The sequence below is a fragment of the Nesterenkonia marinintestina genome (assembly GCF_025420485.1).
Taxonomy (GTDB): domain Bacteria; phylum Actinomycetota; class Actinomycetes; order Actinomycetales; family Micrococcaceae; genus Nesterenkonia; species Nesterenkonia marinintestina.
Map to the genome: position 1 here is coordinate 19,052 of NZ_JAOEFD010000002.1, position 16,054 is coordinate 35,105.

At 72.4% G+C, this 16,054-nt stretch carries 13 protein-coding genes; 8 read left to right on the forward strand and 5 right to left on the reverse strand.

Annotated features, from left to right (window positions below):
• Positions 1 to 64 precede the first annotated feature (64 nt).
• The 4 genes from N7E59_RS02355 (at position 65) to glpX (ending at position 3,332) form a co-directional block, all read left to right on the forward strand.
• Positions 65 to 718 (forward strand): 3-oxoacid CoA-transferase subunit B, encoded by a 654-nt coding sequence (locus tag N7E59_RS02355; RefSeq protein WP_390904994.1) that lies wholly within the window; start codon positions 65 to 67, stop codon positions 716 to 718.
• Between the two features lie 65 nt (positions 719 to 783).
• Entirely contained in the window at positions 784 to 1,527 is a 744-nt protein-coding gene (locus N7E59_RS02360; protein ID WP_261623309.1) for a CoA transferase subunit A, read from the forward strand.
• Entirely contained in the window at positions 1,511 to 2,182 is a 672-nt protein-coding gene (locus N7E59_RS02365) for a 3-oxoacid CoA-transferase subunit B (RefSeq protein WP_261623310.1), read from the forward strand. The genes N7E59_RS02360 and N7E59_RS02365 overlap by 17 nt, the downstream gene beginning before the upstream one ends.
• Before the next feature lie 85 nt (positions 2,183 to 2,267).
• On the forward strand, positions 2,268 to 3,332 hold the full coding sequence (gene glpX, locus N7E59_RS02370; protein ID WP_261623311.1) for a class II fructose-bisphosphatase: 1,065 nt from the start codon (positions 2,268 to 2,270) through the stop codon (positions 3,330 to 3,332).
• On the opposite strand, the gene manA is transcribed toward glpX, so the two are convergent.
• From manA to N7E59_RS02390, 4 genes are read right to left on the reverse strand one after another with little or no spacing between them, the layout of a single operon-like run.
• Complete coding sequence (manA, locus tag N7E59_RS02375; protein ID WP_261623312.1) at positions 3,317 to 4,597, reverse strand: mannose-6-phosphate isomerase, class I; 1,281 nt, start codon at positions 4,595 to 4,597, stop codon at positions 3,317 to 3,319. The two genes, glpX and manA, sit on opposite strands and share 16 nt — an antisense overlap.
• A 16-nt stretch (positions 4,598 to 4,613) precedes the next feature.
• Positions 4,614 to 6,365 carry an LCP family protein gene (locus N7E59_RS02380; RefSeq protein WP_261623313.1) on the reverse strand — a complete coding sequence of 584 codons (1,752 nt, stop codon included), beginning with the start codon at positions 6,363 to 6,365 and terminating at the stop codon, positions 4,614 to 4,616.
• The gene (gene purE, locus N7E59_RS02385) at positions 6,362 to 6,919 is read right to left on the reverse strand and encodes a 5-(carboxyamino)imidazole ribonucleotide mutase (protein WP_261623314.1); all 558 of its coding nucleotides are present in this window, start codon (positions 6,917 to 6,919) and stop codon (positions 6,362 to 6,364) included. Before purE ends, N7E59_RS02380 begins: the two co-directional genes overlap by 4 nt.
• Positions 6,912 to 8,117, reverse strand: coding sequence for a 5-(carboxyamino)imidazole ribonucleotide synthase (locus tag N7E59_RS02390; RefSeq protein WP_390904995.1), 1,206 nt, complete (start codon positions 8,115 to 8,117; stop codon positions 6,912 to 6,914). Before N7E59_RS02390 ends, purE begins: the two co-directional genes overlap by 8 nt.
• Positions 8,118 to 8,373: 256 nt before the next feature.
• On the opposite strand from N7E59_RS02390, the gene N7E59_RS02395 reads away from it, so the two are divergent.
• Positions 8,374 to 9,015, forward strand: coding sequence for a GtrA family protein (locus N7E59_RS02395; protein WP_390904991.1), 642 nt, complete (start codon positions 8,374 to 8,376; stop codon positions 9,013 to 9,015).
• On the opposite strand, the gene N7E59_RS02400 is transcribed toward N7E59_RS02395, so the two are convergent.
• Positions 8,961 to 9,767, reverse strand: coding sequence for a TIGR03089 family protein (locus N7E59_RS02400; protein WP_261623316.1), 807 nt, complete (start codon positions 9,765 to 9,767; stop codon positions 8,961 to 8,963). The genes N7E59_RS02395 and N7E59_RS02400 overlap by 55 nt on opposite strands.
• Positions 9,768 to 9,949: 182 nt before the next feature.
• On the opposite strand from N7E59_RS02400, the gene N7E59_RS02405 reads away from it, so the two are divergent.
• The 3 genes from N7E59_RS02405 to N7E59_RS02415 all read left to right on the forward strand — a co-directional run bounded on the left by N7E59_RS02405 (position 9,950) and on the right by N7E59_RS02415 (position 16,046).
• Complete coding sequence (locus tag N7E59_RS02405; RefSeq protein WP_261623317.1) at positions 9,950 to 10,498, forward strand: WhiB family transcriptional regulator; 549 nt, start codon at positions 9,950 to 9,952, stop codon at positions 10,496 to 10,498.
• A 128-nt stretch (positions 10,499 to 10,626) separates the two neighbouring features.
• On the forward strand, positions 10,627 to 14,073 hold the full coding sequence (locus tag N7E59_RS02410; RefSeq protein ID WP_261623318.1) for a glycosyltransferase family 2 protein: 3,447 nt from the start codon (positions 10,627 to 10,629) through the stop codon (positions 14,071 to 14,073).
• Entirely contained in the window at positions 14,070 to 16,046 is a 1,977-nt protein-coding gene (locus N7E59_RS02415; RefSeq protein WP_261623319.1) for a DUF5719 family protein, read from the forward strand. Before N7E59_RS02410 ends, N7E59_RS02415 begins: the two co-directional genes overlap by 4 nt.
• Positions 16,047 to 16,054: the final 8 nt, after the last annotated feature.

Consider the following 16,054-nt stretch of genomic DNA (forward strand, 5'->3'; position numbering starts at 1 on the left):
CGAACCGGCGGAGACCTCGACGGCCGAGACCGAGCGCCCCGAGGTCGGCTGGACCCGTGACGAGATGGCCGCGGTGGCAGCGGCCGAGCTGAACGACGGGGACTACGTCAACCTGGGCATCGGCATCCCCACCCTGGTGGCGAACCACCTGCCCGAGGGTGTGCACATCACCCTGCAGTCCGAGAACGGGATCCTCGGCACCGGACCCTTCCCCTACGAGGGTGAGGAGGACGCCGACCTCATCAACGCCGGCAAGCAGACCGTCACCCTGCTGCCGGGCGCCTCGATCTTCGACTCGGCCACCAGCTTCTCGATGATCCGCGGCGGTCACGTCCAGGCCGCGATCCTCGGAGCCATGGAGGTCACCGACCAGGGAGACCTGGCGAACTGGACGATCCCGGGCAAGCTGGTCAAGGGGATGGGCGGGGCCATGGATCTGGTGGCCGGCACGCCGCGGGTCATCATCGTCATGGACCACACGGCGAAGTCGGGCACACCGAAGATCGTGACCGAGTGCTCCCTGCCCCGCACCGGGGTCGGCGTGGTGGACCGCATCGTGACCAACCTCGCGGTCTTCGACATCGAACCGGTCGACGCCGAGGACCCGACCGGTGGACGCCGGATGGTCCTGCGCCGACTGGCACCGGGTGCCACCGTCGAGTCCGTCCGGGAGGCCACCGAGCCCGAGTTCGAGGTCGACGCCGAGCTGAAGTCGTGACCGTCACACGGGGCCCCTCTCGTCGGTCCGCCCGGATAGGGTGGTGACGACGAGAGGAGTCCTGCGTGTCCGTGCTGCGATCCGACGCCCGCGACGCCGTCGCCGACGTCGTCTTCGACGGTATGACCATCGCTCTTGGGGGCTTCGGCCTCAGCGGCGTCCCCGCCGACCTCATCGACGCCGTCGTCGAGACCGGTGTGAGGGACCTGACCGTGGTCTCGAACGTGATGGGGATCGACGGCGCCGGACCGGGCCTGCTCCTCGAATCCGGCCAGGTCAGCCGCGTGGTCTCCTCCTACGTCGGGGGCAACCGGCTGTTCGCCCAGCTCTACATGGACGGTGAGATCGACGTCGAGCTGACCCCGCAGGGGACCCTCGCCGAGCGTGTCCGTGCCGGTGGCGCCGGGATCCCCGCCTTCTACACCAAGACCGGCGTCGGCACCCTCGCGGCAGAGGGCAAGCGGCAGGAGGTCTTCGACGGGGAGACCTATCTGATGGAGCGCGCCATCGTCTCCGACCTGTCCCTGGTGCGCGCCCACACCGCCGATGAGTGGGGGAACCTGACCTACCGGCTCTCGGCCGAGAACTTCAATCCCCTGGTCGCCACCTGCGGCCGGGTCACCGTGGCCGAGGCCGAGGAGGTCGTCGCCGCCGGGGAGATCGACCCGGACAGGGTGAAGACGCCGTCGGTGTACGTCGACCGGCTCATCCGCTGCATCGACCGGGAGAAGCTCATCGAGCAGCGCACCACACGACCCCGCCCCGCCGAGTCCGCCCGGACGGAGGAGCCCCATGGCCTGGACGCGTGACGAGATGGCGGCGGTGGCCGCCGAGGAGCTGCACGACGGCGACTATGTGACCCTCGGGATCGGGATGCCCACCCTGGTGGCCAACCACATCCCCGAGGGGGTGCGGGTGTGGCTGCACTCCGAGAACGGGGTCATGGGCACCGGTCCCTACCCGTTCGAGGGTGAGGAGGACGCCGACCTCATCAACGCCGGCAAGCAGACCGTCACCGTCGTCCCCGGCGCCGCGACCTTCGACTCCGCACAGAGCTTCGCCATGATCCGCGGCGGACACCTCGACGCGGTGATCCTCGGCGCCATGGAGGTCAGCGAGGACGGGGACCTGGCCAACTGGGCGGTCCCGGGGAAGCTCATCAAGGGGATGGGCGGGGCGATGGACCTGGTGGCGGGCACCGAGAAGGTGGTGGTCATGACCACCCATGTGACCAAGGACGGCGCCCCGAAGATCGTCGACGCCTGCACGCTGCCGCGCACCGGGGTCGGGGTCGTCTCCCGCATCGTCACCGACCTGTGCGTCTTCGACGTCGAGTCGATCACCCATCACGACGGGCGCCGGTGGCGGGGTCTGGTGCTGCGGCGCCTGGCCCCGGGCGTCGACGTGGAGTTCGTCCGAGCGCGGACCGGTGCGGACTTCGTGGTGACCGACGACGTCGCCTGAGCAGGGGCCCATCGGCCGGGCTATCATCGGTAGGTGCGAGCACCTGCGGCGATGAGGCCGCACTCCTGACGGCGAGAGGAACCCCATGGCCCACGAATCGTCCGCCCCGCACGAGGCTGCACAGGACGGCCCAGGCGCCGAGTTCTCGGAGCTCTCGCCCCGCCTGTCTGTGGGGGACGCCGAGCCGGACCGCAACCTCGCCCTCGAGCTCGTCCGGGTCACGGAGGCCGCGGCGATCTCAGGCGGCGCCTGGGTCGGCCACGGGGACAAGAACGCCGCCGACGGTGCCGCCGTCGATGCGATGCGGTCCCTGCTCGACACGGTGAACCTCAACGGCGTGGTCGTGATCGGGGAGGGGGAGAAGGACGAGGCCCCGATGCTCTACAACGGTGAGCGGGTGGGCAACGGCGCCGGACCCGAGGCCGACGTCGCCGTGGACCCGATCGACGGCACCCGTCTGACCGCGCTGGGCTACAACAACGCCCTGTCGGTGCTGGCTGTGGCCGAGCGCGGATCCATGTTCGACCCCTCGGCCGTGTTCTACATGGACAAGCTCGTCACCGGACCCGAGGCGGCCGACATGGTCGACCTGCGGCTGCCGGTCAAGCAGAACCTGCACCTGATCGCCAAGGCCAAGGGCAAGTCCATCAGCCAGCTCTCCGTGGTGGTCCTCGACCGTCCGCGGCACAACGAGCTGGTCGACGAGATCCGTGCCGCCGGCGCGCGCACCCGCTTCATCATGGACGGTGACGTGGCCGGCGGGATCGCGGCCGCCCGTGAGGGCTCGGGGGTCGACGCGCTGATGGGCGTCGGCGGGACGCCGGAGGGCATCGTCACCGCCTGTGCGATCCGGGCCATCGGGGGAGTGATCCAGGGTCGTCTGGCGCCGAGCGACGACGAGGAGCGGCAGGCCGCCCGCGACGCAGGTCACGATCCCGACGCCATCCTGGCCACCGAACAGCTGGTGACCTCGGACAACTGCTACTTCGCGGCCACCGGCATCACCGACGGCGATCTGCTGCGCGGGGTCCGATACCACGGGGAGACCGTGACCACGCAGTCGATGGTCATGCGGGCGAAGTCCGGCACCGTGCGCACCGTCGAGGCGGAGCATCAGGCCCGGAAGTGGAAGTCCTACACCCGCCGCTGACCCTTCCGGCCCGACTGGGCGAGGAACGCCTGGGTGCCGGGCTGAAACCGGGCCGTCACCCCACCGGGGCCGGCGGTGATCAGCGCGGACTCTCCCGGGGCCAGGACGACGGTTCCAGAGCCCGTGGAGGACCCGCCGTCGCCGTGCAGTTCGACGGTCCCGGCGGTGCAGAGCAGCACCGACGCGCGATCAGACGCCAGTCGGGCGGTCCCTCCTTCGCCGTCGTCGGGTGCGTCGAACCGGTCGAGGCGGAACTCCGGACAGTCCGGTCGATAGGACCAGCGGGACACCGGGCCGGCGTCGACCTGCACCGGCGTGCAGCGGGGGACGGGCAGCACGGCACAGTCGGTGACGTCCACGAGCTCCTCGACGTCGACGTGCTTGGCGGTCAGCCCCCCGCGCAGCACGTTGTCCGAACTGGCCATCACCTCCACCCCGACCCCGTGCAGGTAGGAGTGCAGGTTCCCCGCCGGCAGGTACAGCGCCTGGCCGGGGGAGAGCACGACGCGGTTCAGCAGCAGGGCGACGACGACGCCGGGATCCCGGGGGAAGGCGGCGCAGGCCCGCAGGATCGTGTCCGCCGAACCCGGAGTCAGCCCGGGCTCCGTCGGTCCGACCACCTCTGCCAGTGAGGCGGACGCCGCGGCGAATGCGTCACGGTCGTCCTGCAGCACCGTCCGCAGCGCCCGGTCCAGGGCATCATCCGGCTCGCCGTCCGAGGCCCGTGAGAGCGACTCGGCGAGCCGGCCGAGTGCGGCGGCCGCATCGGTGTGCCCGTGCTCGGTGAGCCGCCGCGCCAGAGTCTTCAGGTCCGATGCGGACTGATCGACGGGGCGGAACCCGCACAGGGCGGTGAAGTCCTCCAGGGCGAGGAGCAGCTCCGGCTTGTGGTGTCGGTCTCGATACATGCGCTGCGGCGCGTCGACGGGGACGCCGGCCGCCTCTTCGGCGTCGAACCCGGCCGCGGCCCGCGCCGCCGTCGGATGGGTCTGGATCGACAGCGGGCTCGCCGCGGCCAGGACCTTCAGCAGGAACGGCAGCTCAGCCTGGTCGGCGCTGGGCCCCAGCAGTTCGGGGCGGGCGGCGAACAGCCGGTCCAGCGGGACCGGTTCCCCTGCGGCACCGGAGGGCACCACTGAGGAGGGTGCCGTCGGATGTGCGCCCATCCAGAGTTCGGCCTGCGGGCGTCCGTCGGCGGTCCATCCGAACCGGTCGGCGAAGGCCGTGGGGGACCCCCAGTCGTAGTGCTGGACCGGGTTCCGCATGCGCAGGACCCTCGGCTCAGCGGGGGGAGCACTCATAGTTCCCCTGTGCCGCCTCTTCCAGGATCCGCGTCTCGCCGGCGTCCTGGGCCTGCTGGAGGAACTCGGCGGTCAGCGCCGAGCCGTCGGGCTGGGTGGGCTCGGGGACCTCCTCCTCGATGTTCGGCTCGTCGTCGGCCGGAGCGTCGCGGGTCTGCACGGAGGCGGTCGGAGTGACGGCCGTGCCGGGCAGCATCGTGCCCGCCGTCCCCGCAGCCTGCGGCGCGGTGTCCGATACCTGCGGCGCGGTGTCCGATACCTGCGGCGCGGTGTCCGATACCTGCGGCGCGGTGTCCGATACCTGCGGCGCAGCACCGGCGCCGAACCAGTCGAACCAGCCCGAGCCGCCGTCCTCGGCATCGATGAGCTCGTCGACCCGCCGGTGGACCTCGTCGAAGTCGGGGTAGGTCGAGAACTGGGCCGAGGCGTCGCCGAAGTCCGGGGCCCCGAGCACCAGCCGCTGGGGCTCGTGGTCCTGGGCGTCCACTGCGAGGTCGAGGAACGAGCCCAGCTGATTGCGCGGCAGGTCCGTCTCTACGAGCTGCTCGCCGGCCTGCATGAGATCGGTGAACTTGGTGAGCACGGTCTGTGGGCTGAACTGGGAGATCATCGCCTGCTGGATGCACTGCTGTCGCTGGATCCGGTTGTAGTCCGAGGAGAACTCGCGGGACCGCGCGTAGGCCAGGGCCTGCTCGCCGCTGAGGGTGTATTCGCCGGGGGACAGCCACACGTCGCCCCAGGTGCCGTCCTCCCGCGGTCCGCGGTAGGGCACCCACCCGCCGGACTCGATGTCGACCCCGCCCATGGCGTCGATGAAGTCGCTGAAGCCGTCCATGTCCACCATCACGTAGCCGCGGATGTCGAGTCCGACGCTGCCGGAGACGGCATCCATCATGGCCTCGGCCCCGGGGTCCTCGGCGTCCGGGTAGAGGTCGGTGTGCTCGTCCATCACCTCGGGGTAGAGGAAGTTGATGATGCACTCGTCGCCGCAGCTGTACCCGTCCGGGTAGACGTCCCACAGGGGGGAGCCCTCCCGGAACTGGGCGTTCTGCAGGTTGCGCGGCACCGAGATCATCAGCGACTCGCCGGTGGAGGCGTTGACGCTCATGACGTGGATCGAGTCCGGGCGGACACCCTCGCGCCCCTCACCGGCGTCGGCGCCCAGCACCAGGATGTTGTATCGGCCGTCGACCGCCTCGATCGGCGGACCGGAGGAGAAGATCCCGCCCAGCGAGTCGCGCGACTGGTCGAATATGTGCGCGGCGAAGAGCATCCCGCCGGAGGTCACCACCATCAGCACCGCCAGGACGACGGCGAGCCCCGGGCGCCACGTGCCCTCGAGCAGGTGGAATCGGATCAGACGCATCGTGTCGATCCAGATCAGGACCCACCCGACGGCCAGGACCACGCACACCACTGTCAGCAGTCCCAGCATGAACGGATGGGCGGTCAGGGTCAGCAGCAGCCGGCGCAGGGTGAGCATCAGCACCAGCGCCAGCAGCAGCACGGCCCAGACCCCGAGCGCCACGGCGAGGGCGATGCGTCCCAGTCGGCGCGATCCGGCGACGACCTGGGCCCCGCCGGGCACCAGCAGCGTCAGCAGGAGCAGGATCACCGCGCGACGGCGCCGCTGCGGTTGGGTGGCCCCGGCCGGATCCCGAAGGACGTCCCGGTCGTGGTGCTGACCTCGAGGCTGCAGGTCGGGGACCCCGGCGTGCTGCTGTGCGGTCACCGGCCGCCCCGACTGCGGTAGGCGGACAGGGTCGAGGCCTCGTCGCGCAACGAGGCACCCTTGGCGTGGGCGGACTCCGCCAGCGACTCCTGAAAGGCGGACATCTCGCGCCGCAGCCGTGCCCCGAGCTCATCGCCTCCGGCGGCGAGGGTGCGCACCGCCAGCAGCCCGGCGTTGCGGGCGCCGCCGACCGAGACCGTGGCCACCGGCACTCCGGCCGGCATCTGCACGATCGAGAGCAGCGAGTCCATCCCGTCGAGGTGCTTCAGGGCCACCGGGACGCCGATGACCGGCAGCGGGGTGACCGAGGCCAGCATCCCGGGCAGGTGGGCGGCCCCGCCGGCTCCGGCGATGATGACGCGCAGTCCGCGGTCGTGGGCCTCACGGCCGTACTCGATCATCTCGGCGGCCATGCGGTGGGCCGAGACGACGTCGGCCTCGAAGGGGACGCCGAACTCCTCCAGGGTCTCCGCGGCGGCCCGCATGGTGGGCCAGTCGGAGTTCGACCCCATGACCAGTCCGACCAGGGCGTCCTCGGGTGCGGTGTCAGTCATCGGCGGTCTCCTCCGTCGTCGGGGCCCGGAGCGGGCGGCCTTCGCTGAGCTGATGGGCGACCTCAGCGGCCAGCCGCCGCGCCTCCTCCACAGTCTCATGATCATCTCCGTCATGGACGACGATGCTGATATGTCCGATCTTGCGTCCCGGGCGGGCCTCCTTGCCGTAGAGGTGGACCTTCGCCTGTGGGGCGGTTCGCATCGCCGCGGCCAGCTGGGTGTGGGGTCGGGCCTCGTCACCGCCGAAGACGTTCTTCATCACTGTGGTGCTGCGCGGTCCGGCGACCGGTGCCGTGTCGCCCAGCGGCAGGCCCAGCACGGCCCGCAGATGCTGCTCGAACTGCCCGGTCACCGCGCCGTCGATGGTCCAGTGCCCGGAGTTGTGCGGCCGCATGGCCAGCTCGTTGACGAAGACTCCGCGGCGTTCGCCCTCGGAGACCTCGAAGAGCTCCACGGCCAGCATCCCGGTGACGTCGAGCCGCTCGGCCAGCGTCCGGGCGATCTCGACGGCCCGGTCGAGCAGGTCCTGATCGGAGTGTGCCTCCGGCGCGTCCGGTGCGTCCGGTGCGGCCGGCGCGGTGACCACGTCGCAGACTCCGTCGGTCTGGTCCGATCGGACCACCGGGTAGCTGCGCATCTCGCCGTCCGCCGAGCGGGCCACCTGGGCGGAGAGCTCCCGGGTGAAGGGCACCTTCTCCTCGGCCAGCAGTCCGACGCCCTCCCGGGTGGCCCGGGCGAACCAGTCCTCGGCCTCGTCGACCTGCTCGGCCGAGCCGATCACGCGCACGCCCTTGCCGTCGTAGCCGCCGCGCGAGGTCTTCAGCACCACCGGCCAGCCGACCCCGTCGCCGAACTCGGTGAGCTCGTCGGCGGTGGTCACCTCCCGCCACTGCGGGTTGGGCAGGTCCAGATCCTCGACGGCGGCGCGCATCGTCAGCTTGTTCTGCGCATAGCGCAGCGCGCTCGGTCGGGGGTGCATCTCGGTGCCCGCGGCCTCCAGCGCGGCGAGCACCTCAGCGGGCACGTGCTCATGGTCGAAGGTCACGAGGTCGACCTCGCGTGCGAATGCGGTGACGTCCTCGACGCTGCGATAGTCGCCCACCGTGGTGCGGGGGATGACCTGGGCGGCGGAGCTCAGCCAGGAACCGGCCAGCAGCCGCAGCTCCACACCCAGTGCGGTGGCCGCAGGCGCGGTCATGCGGGCCAGCTGCCCGTCGCCGAGCACTCCGACCCGCGGACGGCCTCGTCGGGGGGCGCCGGGACGCTGGTGGGAGCCCGCAGCGGGCGGGGCTGAGGGGGGCTGTTCGACAGTCACAGTCCCTCATTATGAGACATGGGGCCGGACGAGACCCGTACGAGCGCGCCGCGCGGACCGAATCTCGTCTCCGCCGCACACTCCAGCGGGGTCTCAGGATGTCTCCAGGAACTTCCGTAGACTGGGGGAGGACCGGCGCATGAGCAGCGAGCCGGCTCGACGGTCCACTCCCGCAGTCGTCCACGGAAGCGCCACGTCCATGATCTCCTCCCTCGTCGTGCGGTGCCGCGACCTCGTGCAGAGGCTGTGGCGGGAGCTGGCCAAGTTCGGCGTCGTCGGCGGGCTGGCCTTCGTCATCGACTCGGGGATCTTCATCTGGCTGATCCGCGGCCCCATGGACGACTCGCAGCTGAAGGCCAAGGTGGTCGCCGGCGTCGTCGCCACCCTGTTCTCCTGGGTCGCCAACCGCTACTGGACCTTCCGCCACCGACGGACGCGGGCCAAGACCCGTGAGCTGCTGATGTTCCTGTTCATGAACGCCATCGGGCTGGGCATCCAGACCGGATGCGTGGGCATCAGCAAGTATCTGCTCGGTATGGACTCGGTCACACAGGTGTTCATCGCCGGCAACGTGATCGGCCTGGTGCTGGCCACGGCATTCCGCTTCGTGGCCTATAAGCTGTGGGTCTTCACCGGAGACCACGCCGCCGAGCCCGAGGACCACGGCCCGCACCTGCTCAGCGACCGCGAGCTGCTCACCGGAGAGGTCCCGGTGGTCTCCCCCCATCAGGAGGGGACCGACTCCTCCTCGGCGGTGCGCAGCCACTCCCGGCGCGGCTGACCGGTCTCGTCGGCCCACTCGCCCTGCCAGAGCAGGACCCGGCCGGAGCGCGCCCAGGTGCCGAGCATGACGGCGACGACGTCGTCGTCGGTCCATCGGCGGGCGGTCCACTCCGGGGGCGCGCCCTCCGAGGACCGCGTCGGCGGCGGCTCGGTCTGGGTGATCACGCTGCCCCGGGTCGGGGCCCCCGAGCACTCCGGCAGCGGCGTCGACGGCAGCGGGACGGCCAGCTGGTCCGGCTGCTGGGGGACGTCGGCGGAGACGTCGAGCACCCACCCGGGGATGGGCCGGCCGACGGCGTCCTCGTAGGAGACGTCGCGCAGGCCCGGGGAGAGGGCGGCGAGTTCGGCGCCCCCGAGTGCCTCGGCGTCCTCCCAGCGGTGGGGCGCGTCGGTGACGACCAGCGCAGGCTCCTCACCCTCGGAGTCCTCCAGATCGTCGGGCCCGGTGACCAGGCGCACCCGGCACCCCAGCGCCGAGACGGCCAGCACGGCGGCCGCGGACTTCCAATGGGGTGCGGAGTCCACCAGGACCAGGTCTCCGGGCTCAGGGGACACCTCGTCGTCGAGCAGGCCGATCATCTTCACCGCCCAGTTCTGCAGGACCCGCCCGGAGAGCTCCACCCGGGAGGCGTCGGCCTCGTGGTGGTGCCAGATGACCGCAGGTCCCGGCCGCTCGCCGAGCAGACGGAGCAGCCCGGCATGGTCCTCGGGGGGCGGTGCGGTGTGCGGACTCAGATTCAGCGGCGTCACGACTCTGTGACCTCCTCGCCTCGGGCGGCTGGTCGGGGGACGATCCTCACTTGACGGATGGTGACTTACGCCAGTGTAATTATGGGTGACGACGGGCCGAGCGCCCGGCGAGGGGCCGCGTCGCAGCGGCCCACCCACCATCAGCACGACGAGATCACGCACCATACCCGGGGAGGCCCTTCATGGGGAACGCAGAACGGCTGAGCGACGAGGACCGGGGCTTCGCCCCCGCCGCACACCGTTCCGGCTCCGGAGGTGGACTCGAGGTCCCCGCGGACTGGTTCGTGGACCCGGTGGACCCGTCGTCGCGGGAGCGCGTCGAGCACGGACGTTCCCTCGAGGACCGGGCCACCGCCTTCCTCACCGCGCACGAAGAGGCCGAGAAGGCCTCGGCCCTGCAGGGCCCCTCCGCCCTCAGCGAGGCTCCTTCCCGCCGCGCTGAGCACGAGGCCCCCCAGGACACCACGTGGCTGGGGATCCCCTCCCTGGTGCCTGCGGAGGAGATCGAGGGCGAACTGGCCTGGCAGGTCGACGCCCTGTGCGCCCAGACCGACCCCGAGGCGTTCTTCCCCGAGAAGGGCGGCTCCACCCGCGACGCCAAGAAGGTCTGCGGCGCCTGCACCGTCCGCCAGGAGTGCCTGGACTATGCCCTGTCCAACGACGAGCGCTTCGGCATCTGGGGCGGACTCTCTGAGCGCGAACGACGCAAGCTGCGGAAGCGGGCCGGCTGATCGGCACCGCCGCCGGGCACACGATCGCCGCCGTCGTCCTTCACGACGGCGGCGCTTCAGCTTCCGGAGGCTCTGACTGCGCGGCCACCACCCGGGCTCTGGCCGCCCAGACCCGCGCCCCCGAGGCGGTGATCGACCTCTCGGCTCCGGGTTTCCGAGGCGCGCAGGACCTGTCCCGTTCGCTGCGCTCCGGACTCGTCGAGGACCGCCGTGAAGCGTCCCGGTCCGTGCGCCGCGGCCCGGGCGGTGCTCCCGTCACCGGCCTGTGGCGGACCCTGGAGCGGCGGCTCCCCGACGGTTTCCGCCCCGGCGACTGGCTCTGGATCCTTCCCGCCGGCTCCGTTCCGGCGCCCGACGCCCTGGAGATGCTCGAGGAGCGGCTCTGGACCGTCACCGATGAGGACCGGCACGGGCAGATCAGAGTGGTCGGAGCCAAGCAGCTCCACGCCGACGGCGAGCACAGCACCCCGCAGCGACCGCGGCTGGTGGACGTCGGACTCGCCGTCGCCCGATCCCGCGAGACGCTGAGCACCACCGACCCCTGGGAGCTGGACCAGGGACAGTACGACGGCGCCGACGAGGTCTCCGCGGTGTCGGCCTGCGGGATGCTCGTCGACGTCGCGCTCTTCGCCGACCTCGGCGGCTTCCTCCCGACCCTCGACGAGGAGCACGCCGCCGGAGACTTCGCCCGTCGCGCCCGGGAGGCCGGCGCCCATGTGGTCGTCGCCCCGCGGGCCCGCATCGGGCGCACGGCCCCGCCGCCGCGCGAGGAGGTCCACCGGCTCGGCGGTACGCTGCACCTGCCGCCGGACCAGCGCCGCGGACAGATCCGGCGGCGTCTCACCGAGGCCGCCCCGCTCACCCTGCCGTTCCTCTGGGTCGGCCTGTGGATCGCCGCGTTCCTGCGCCTGATCGGGCTGACCGCGGTGAAGGCGCCGGACGCCGCCCTGCGGCAGTTCGGGGCCTCCGCGTCGGCGCTGCTGGGCCTCGGAGCGATCCACCACTCCCGCCGATCCGCGGCCTGGGGGCGACGCGCCGTGGCCGCACGCGAGGCCTCCGAGTCCGATGCCGAGTCGCCGAAGCAGCGCTCGCGAGAGGCCGCGGCCCGGGTGCGTGAGGGACGTCGCCGTGACGATTCCCTGCGGTGGAGCTCGGCCCGGCTGCGCGATCTGCGACGGCGCATCGCGACCTCAGAGTCCGCGGCGCCCATGCACCAGGGGCTCGGGGTGGCCGGCGGCCGCGCCGACGGGGAGGACAACTACGACGCGCTGCTGGCGGTCGGAGCCGCCGACGGAGAATTCGACGAAATGCCCTCCCGACGCTCCGGGGACCGGCTGCTCCTGCTGCTGACCCTGCTCGGACTCACCGGCGTCGCACTGCTGGCCCACCGGGACCTCCTCACCGCCGAGGCGCTGGTCGGCGGGGCCGCCCTCCCGGTCTCGTCCGGGACCGACGCGGTGTTCGCCCAGTCGGTGAGCTTCGTCTCCGCCGAACGGCTCGGCGAGCTGGCCGCGGCCGACCCGTTCAACCTGGTCCTGCTCGTCCTCTCCGGCCTCACCGGCGGACACGCCTCGACCGCCCTGGTCTGGCTCACCGTCCTCGCCCTGCCGCTGGCCGCGCTGACCTCGTGGTGGGCGGCGAAGCTGTGGACCTCCGCGCCCCTGATGCGGATCGTCGCCGCCCTGCTGTGGACCGCGGTGCCCGCCCTGCATGCGGCGATGGGCGACGGGAGGATCGGTACGATCATCGTGCACATCCTCCTTCCCGTGCTGGTCCTCGCCGCCGTCCGGGCGGTCGGTCCGCGGCCGGCCCACTCCCGCGTCGGTCGGCGCGCCGAACGGGGTCCGGGCTCGGCGTCGACCGGCTCCTGGGAGCACGCGGCGCTCGCGGGGCTCCTGCTCGCGGTGATCACCGCGGCGGCACCGGCCCTGCTGCCCTTCGCACTGGTCGTCGCCGTCGGCGCCGCCGCGACCCTGGGCGGACGGGGGCGTCCCCTGTGGCTGGTGCCGCTGCCCGCGCTCGCGCTCAGCGCACCCATGATCCTCACCGCGGCGGCTTCGGGCGGCAACGTGCTCGCCTCGATCCTCTCCGCCCCGACCCGCCTGACCCCGACCCCGACGGCGCCGCTGTGGCAGCAGCTGCTGGGCCATGACCGCGCCTTCGGACCCGACGCGGGCGTCGGCGGTGCGGCGGCCGGCGGCTGGTTGGCCGAGTACTTCGCAGGCGACTGGTGGGCGCTGCGCCTGGCCCTGGTGATCGGGCTGCCCCTGCTGGTGGTGGCCCTGCTCGGGATCCTCACCGCCGGACGCCGAGACCTGCCCACGGCCACGTCGGCGGCCGTGCTGCTGGGCGCTCTGGGATGGTCGGCGCTGCTGGGCGTGCTGGCCGCCGGAGAGGACGGAGCGCAGGTCGTCGCCGTCGGACTCGGACCCGTGGTGGTGGTCATCGCCTACTGCGTACTCACCGCCGCGGTCTCCTCGCTGGAGCGGCTGCCGCGGGCCCTGCCCCGGGTCGGCGGGGTGATCACGCCGGTCACCGGCACCCTGCTGGTCTTCTCAGTCATCGCATCCCTGGGATTCTGGGCCGCACCGCGGATCATCTCCGACGCCGGCGCCGCGCGGCCGCTGAGCGCGGTGGACGAGATGCCCGCACCGGTGCGCCCCGGCACCGTGCAGCAGGTCCCCGCAACCGCCGCCGACCAGGGTCTGGGTCCCGCGCAGCTGCGCACCCTGGTCCTCGGATCCGACGACGACGGCGTCTACGGCCGGCTCATGGCCGGCGAAGGCAGGAGCCTGGACTCTGCGCGCAGCGCGGTCAGCGGCCGCGGCGCACCGCTGATCGCCGACGCCCGGCTCAGCGACGACGCCCCGTGGACGCGCGAGCCCACCACGGCGGAGGCGCAGCTGGAGCACCTCATCGCGGCCATGGTCACCCCGGGCTCCGGCGACGTCGAGGAGCTGATGGAGGAGCTGGCGGTGGGCTTCGTGGTCATCCCCTCCGCGGCCGAGGGGGAGCTGGTCGACGCGGTGGACACTGCGGCGGGACTCGTCTCCGTCGGCCCCACCGACTACGGACTGTTCTGGCGCGCCGCCGATGACGACGAGGCGGAGCCGGCGTTCGGTCCGGGCCTGGTCGGGGCCGACACCGCATGGGCGCGGATCCTGGACGCCGAGGGGGCCACGGTGGCCCTGCTGCCCAGCGACGCGGGGTCCGTCGAGCTCGATCTCGCCGACGTCAGCGACGGGCAGGGCCGGACCATCGATGAGATCGTCGCCGCGGACGACCTGGTCGAGCCCCTGGTCCTGCAGCTCTCCACGGCGTCGGCGGCCGGGTGGGCCGCCGAGGTCGACGGCGAGGACCTGCGCAGCGATGCCGGGGACTCGTACTGGGCCCAGCGCTTCGTGCTGCCCGCAGATCTGGGCGAGGGCGAGCTCACTGCGGCGCATCGCAGCATGCTGCAGCTGCCGCTGCTGATCGGTGTGGCCGGATTCCTGCTGCTGGTGGTGGCGATGGCCGTGCCGCTGCCCCGCTCGCTGCGCATGCTGCCGGTCGTGCCGGGGGAGAGGGACCGATGAGCGCGAAGAAGGTCAGGAAGCACATCCGGCGGCTGCAGCGCGAGCGCCGCCGATCCGAGCGGTCCGCCCTGCGCGACGAGCGGCGGGAGGCGAAGCTCGAGAAGAAGGCGCGTCGGCGGCATCAGGCCGAACAGGCTGCGGAGGAGAAGGCTGCCGCGGAGCGGGCCGAGGACCGGTCATCCGAGGAGCAGGACGTAGAGGAGGCGGTTGAGGACCCGGTTGAGGAGCCGGCCGAGGAGCCGGCCGAGGCCTCGACCCCCGAGCCCGACGCCGACGGGCCTCCCGAAGAGGAAGGGCCTACCGAGCAGGATGCGGCCGCCGAGACGGACGAGGCCGCCGAGACAGACGCGACCGCCGAAGACGATGAGCGTCCGCGCGCACCGCTCATCGCCGGCGGGGTGAGGGCCGGCGCCGTCGTCGCCGCGGTCGGTGTGCTCGCCGTCGCCGGCGGCTCCCTGGCCCTGGACGTCACCGGCAGCGCCGCACAGCCTCGCGCCGTGGCGCCGGCCGACGTCCCCACCACCGTCACCCAGGCCTCGCTGGTGTGCCCGCCCCTTCCCGGACGACCCGATTCGGTCAGTTCGGAGGGGATGCTCGAGTACCAGGACCGCGACGACTCCGCCGAGGCCTCGGCGCGCAGCATCGTGCTGACCGCCGCGGAGATCGACCGGGCCGGGGTCGAGGCGGAGCTGGGTCTGCTCGGACAGGACGGCTACGAGACCGACGACGAGCTCATCGCTCATGACGCCGATGCCGCGGTCGAGGACCCCGCCGAGACCGACCCCTCGGAATGGCACCATGCGGCAGGCGGACTCGACGGCGAGACCGATGCGCCCGTGCTGCGGATGCTGGCCCAAGACGGCGCCTCCTCGCCGGCCGGTGCCGCCCAGTACCTGTACACCGCGGACTCCGGCCATGTGAGCGGAACGGCGGCCGCGGACTGCCGCGCCCCTCAGCGGAGCCACTGGTTCTTCGGGCCGGAGATCGGCGACGGCGCCGCCTCGCTGCTGACCCTGTCCAACCCCTCCGACCGTCAGGCCACGGTCGAGGTGACGGCCTACGACTCCGACGGGCCCCGCTCCGGGGCCGGAGTGCGCACCCTGGTGGTGCCGGCCGAGACCGTGCGCACCGTCAACATCGCCTCGATCTCCGGGGACGATCCCGTCAACGGGGTCGAGGTCAGGGCTTCGCAGGCGCCCGTGGCCGCGCACCTGCAGTCCTCACGCGCCTCCGACGGCACGGGCCTCGGCACCGAGTTCCTCCCCTCGTCGCAGACCGAGACCCGCCAGCACGTCATCTCCGGGGTCCCCGTGGCCGCCGACTCGGAGGACGAATCCGCGGCGTTCCCCACCGAACTGTGGATCCGCGCCGTCGAGGCCGGTCAGTCCACCGTGGAGGTGCAGGTCTACGGCGAGGACGGCCCCGCGCCGCTGGAGAACGCGTCGGTGTTCACCGTCGAGGGCGGGGAGGTGGACAGCGTCGACCTCTCCGGCCTGGACGCCGGGGTCTACGACCTGGTGGTCACCACCGAGGGACCGAGCGACGTGGCCGTGAAGTCCTACGGCGCGGAGCCGGAGGAGCAGGACCGCATCGACTTCGGCTGGGCCGCGGGGTCGGAGCTCATCCGGGACGGCTACGGGGCCGTCCTGCCCGACGGCGACGACGCGGAGGCCAGCCTGCGGCTCTTCGCACCGGAGGCCGGGGGCGAGGTCGTCTACCGGGTGTTCGGCGCCGACGGGGAGACGTCCTCCCCGCAGACCGTCGAGGTCCCCACCGGTGGGGCGGCGACCCTGAGCGGTGACGACCTCGCGCCCGACGACGTCGAGGACCCCCTGGCCGTGGTCGTGGAGGAGCCCGACGTCGACGTCGTCGGTGCCCTGATGCTCACCGGGGAGGACGGCACCTTCAGCATGCTGCCGGTGCGCGCCCTCGACGACCCGTCCGGCACAGTGCCGGTCCGGCTGATCGACTGAGTCCCTCG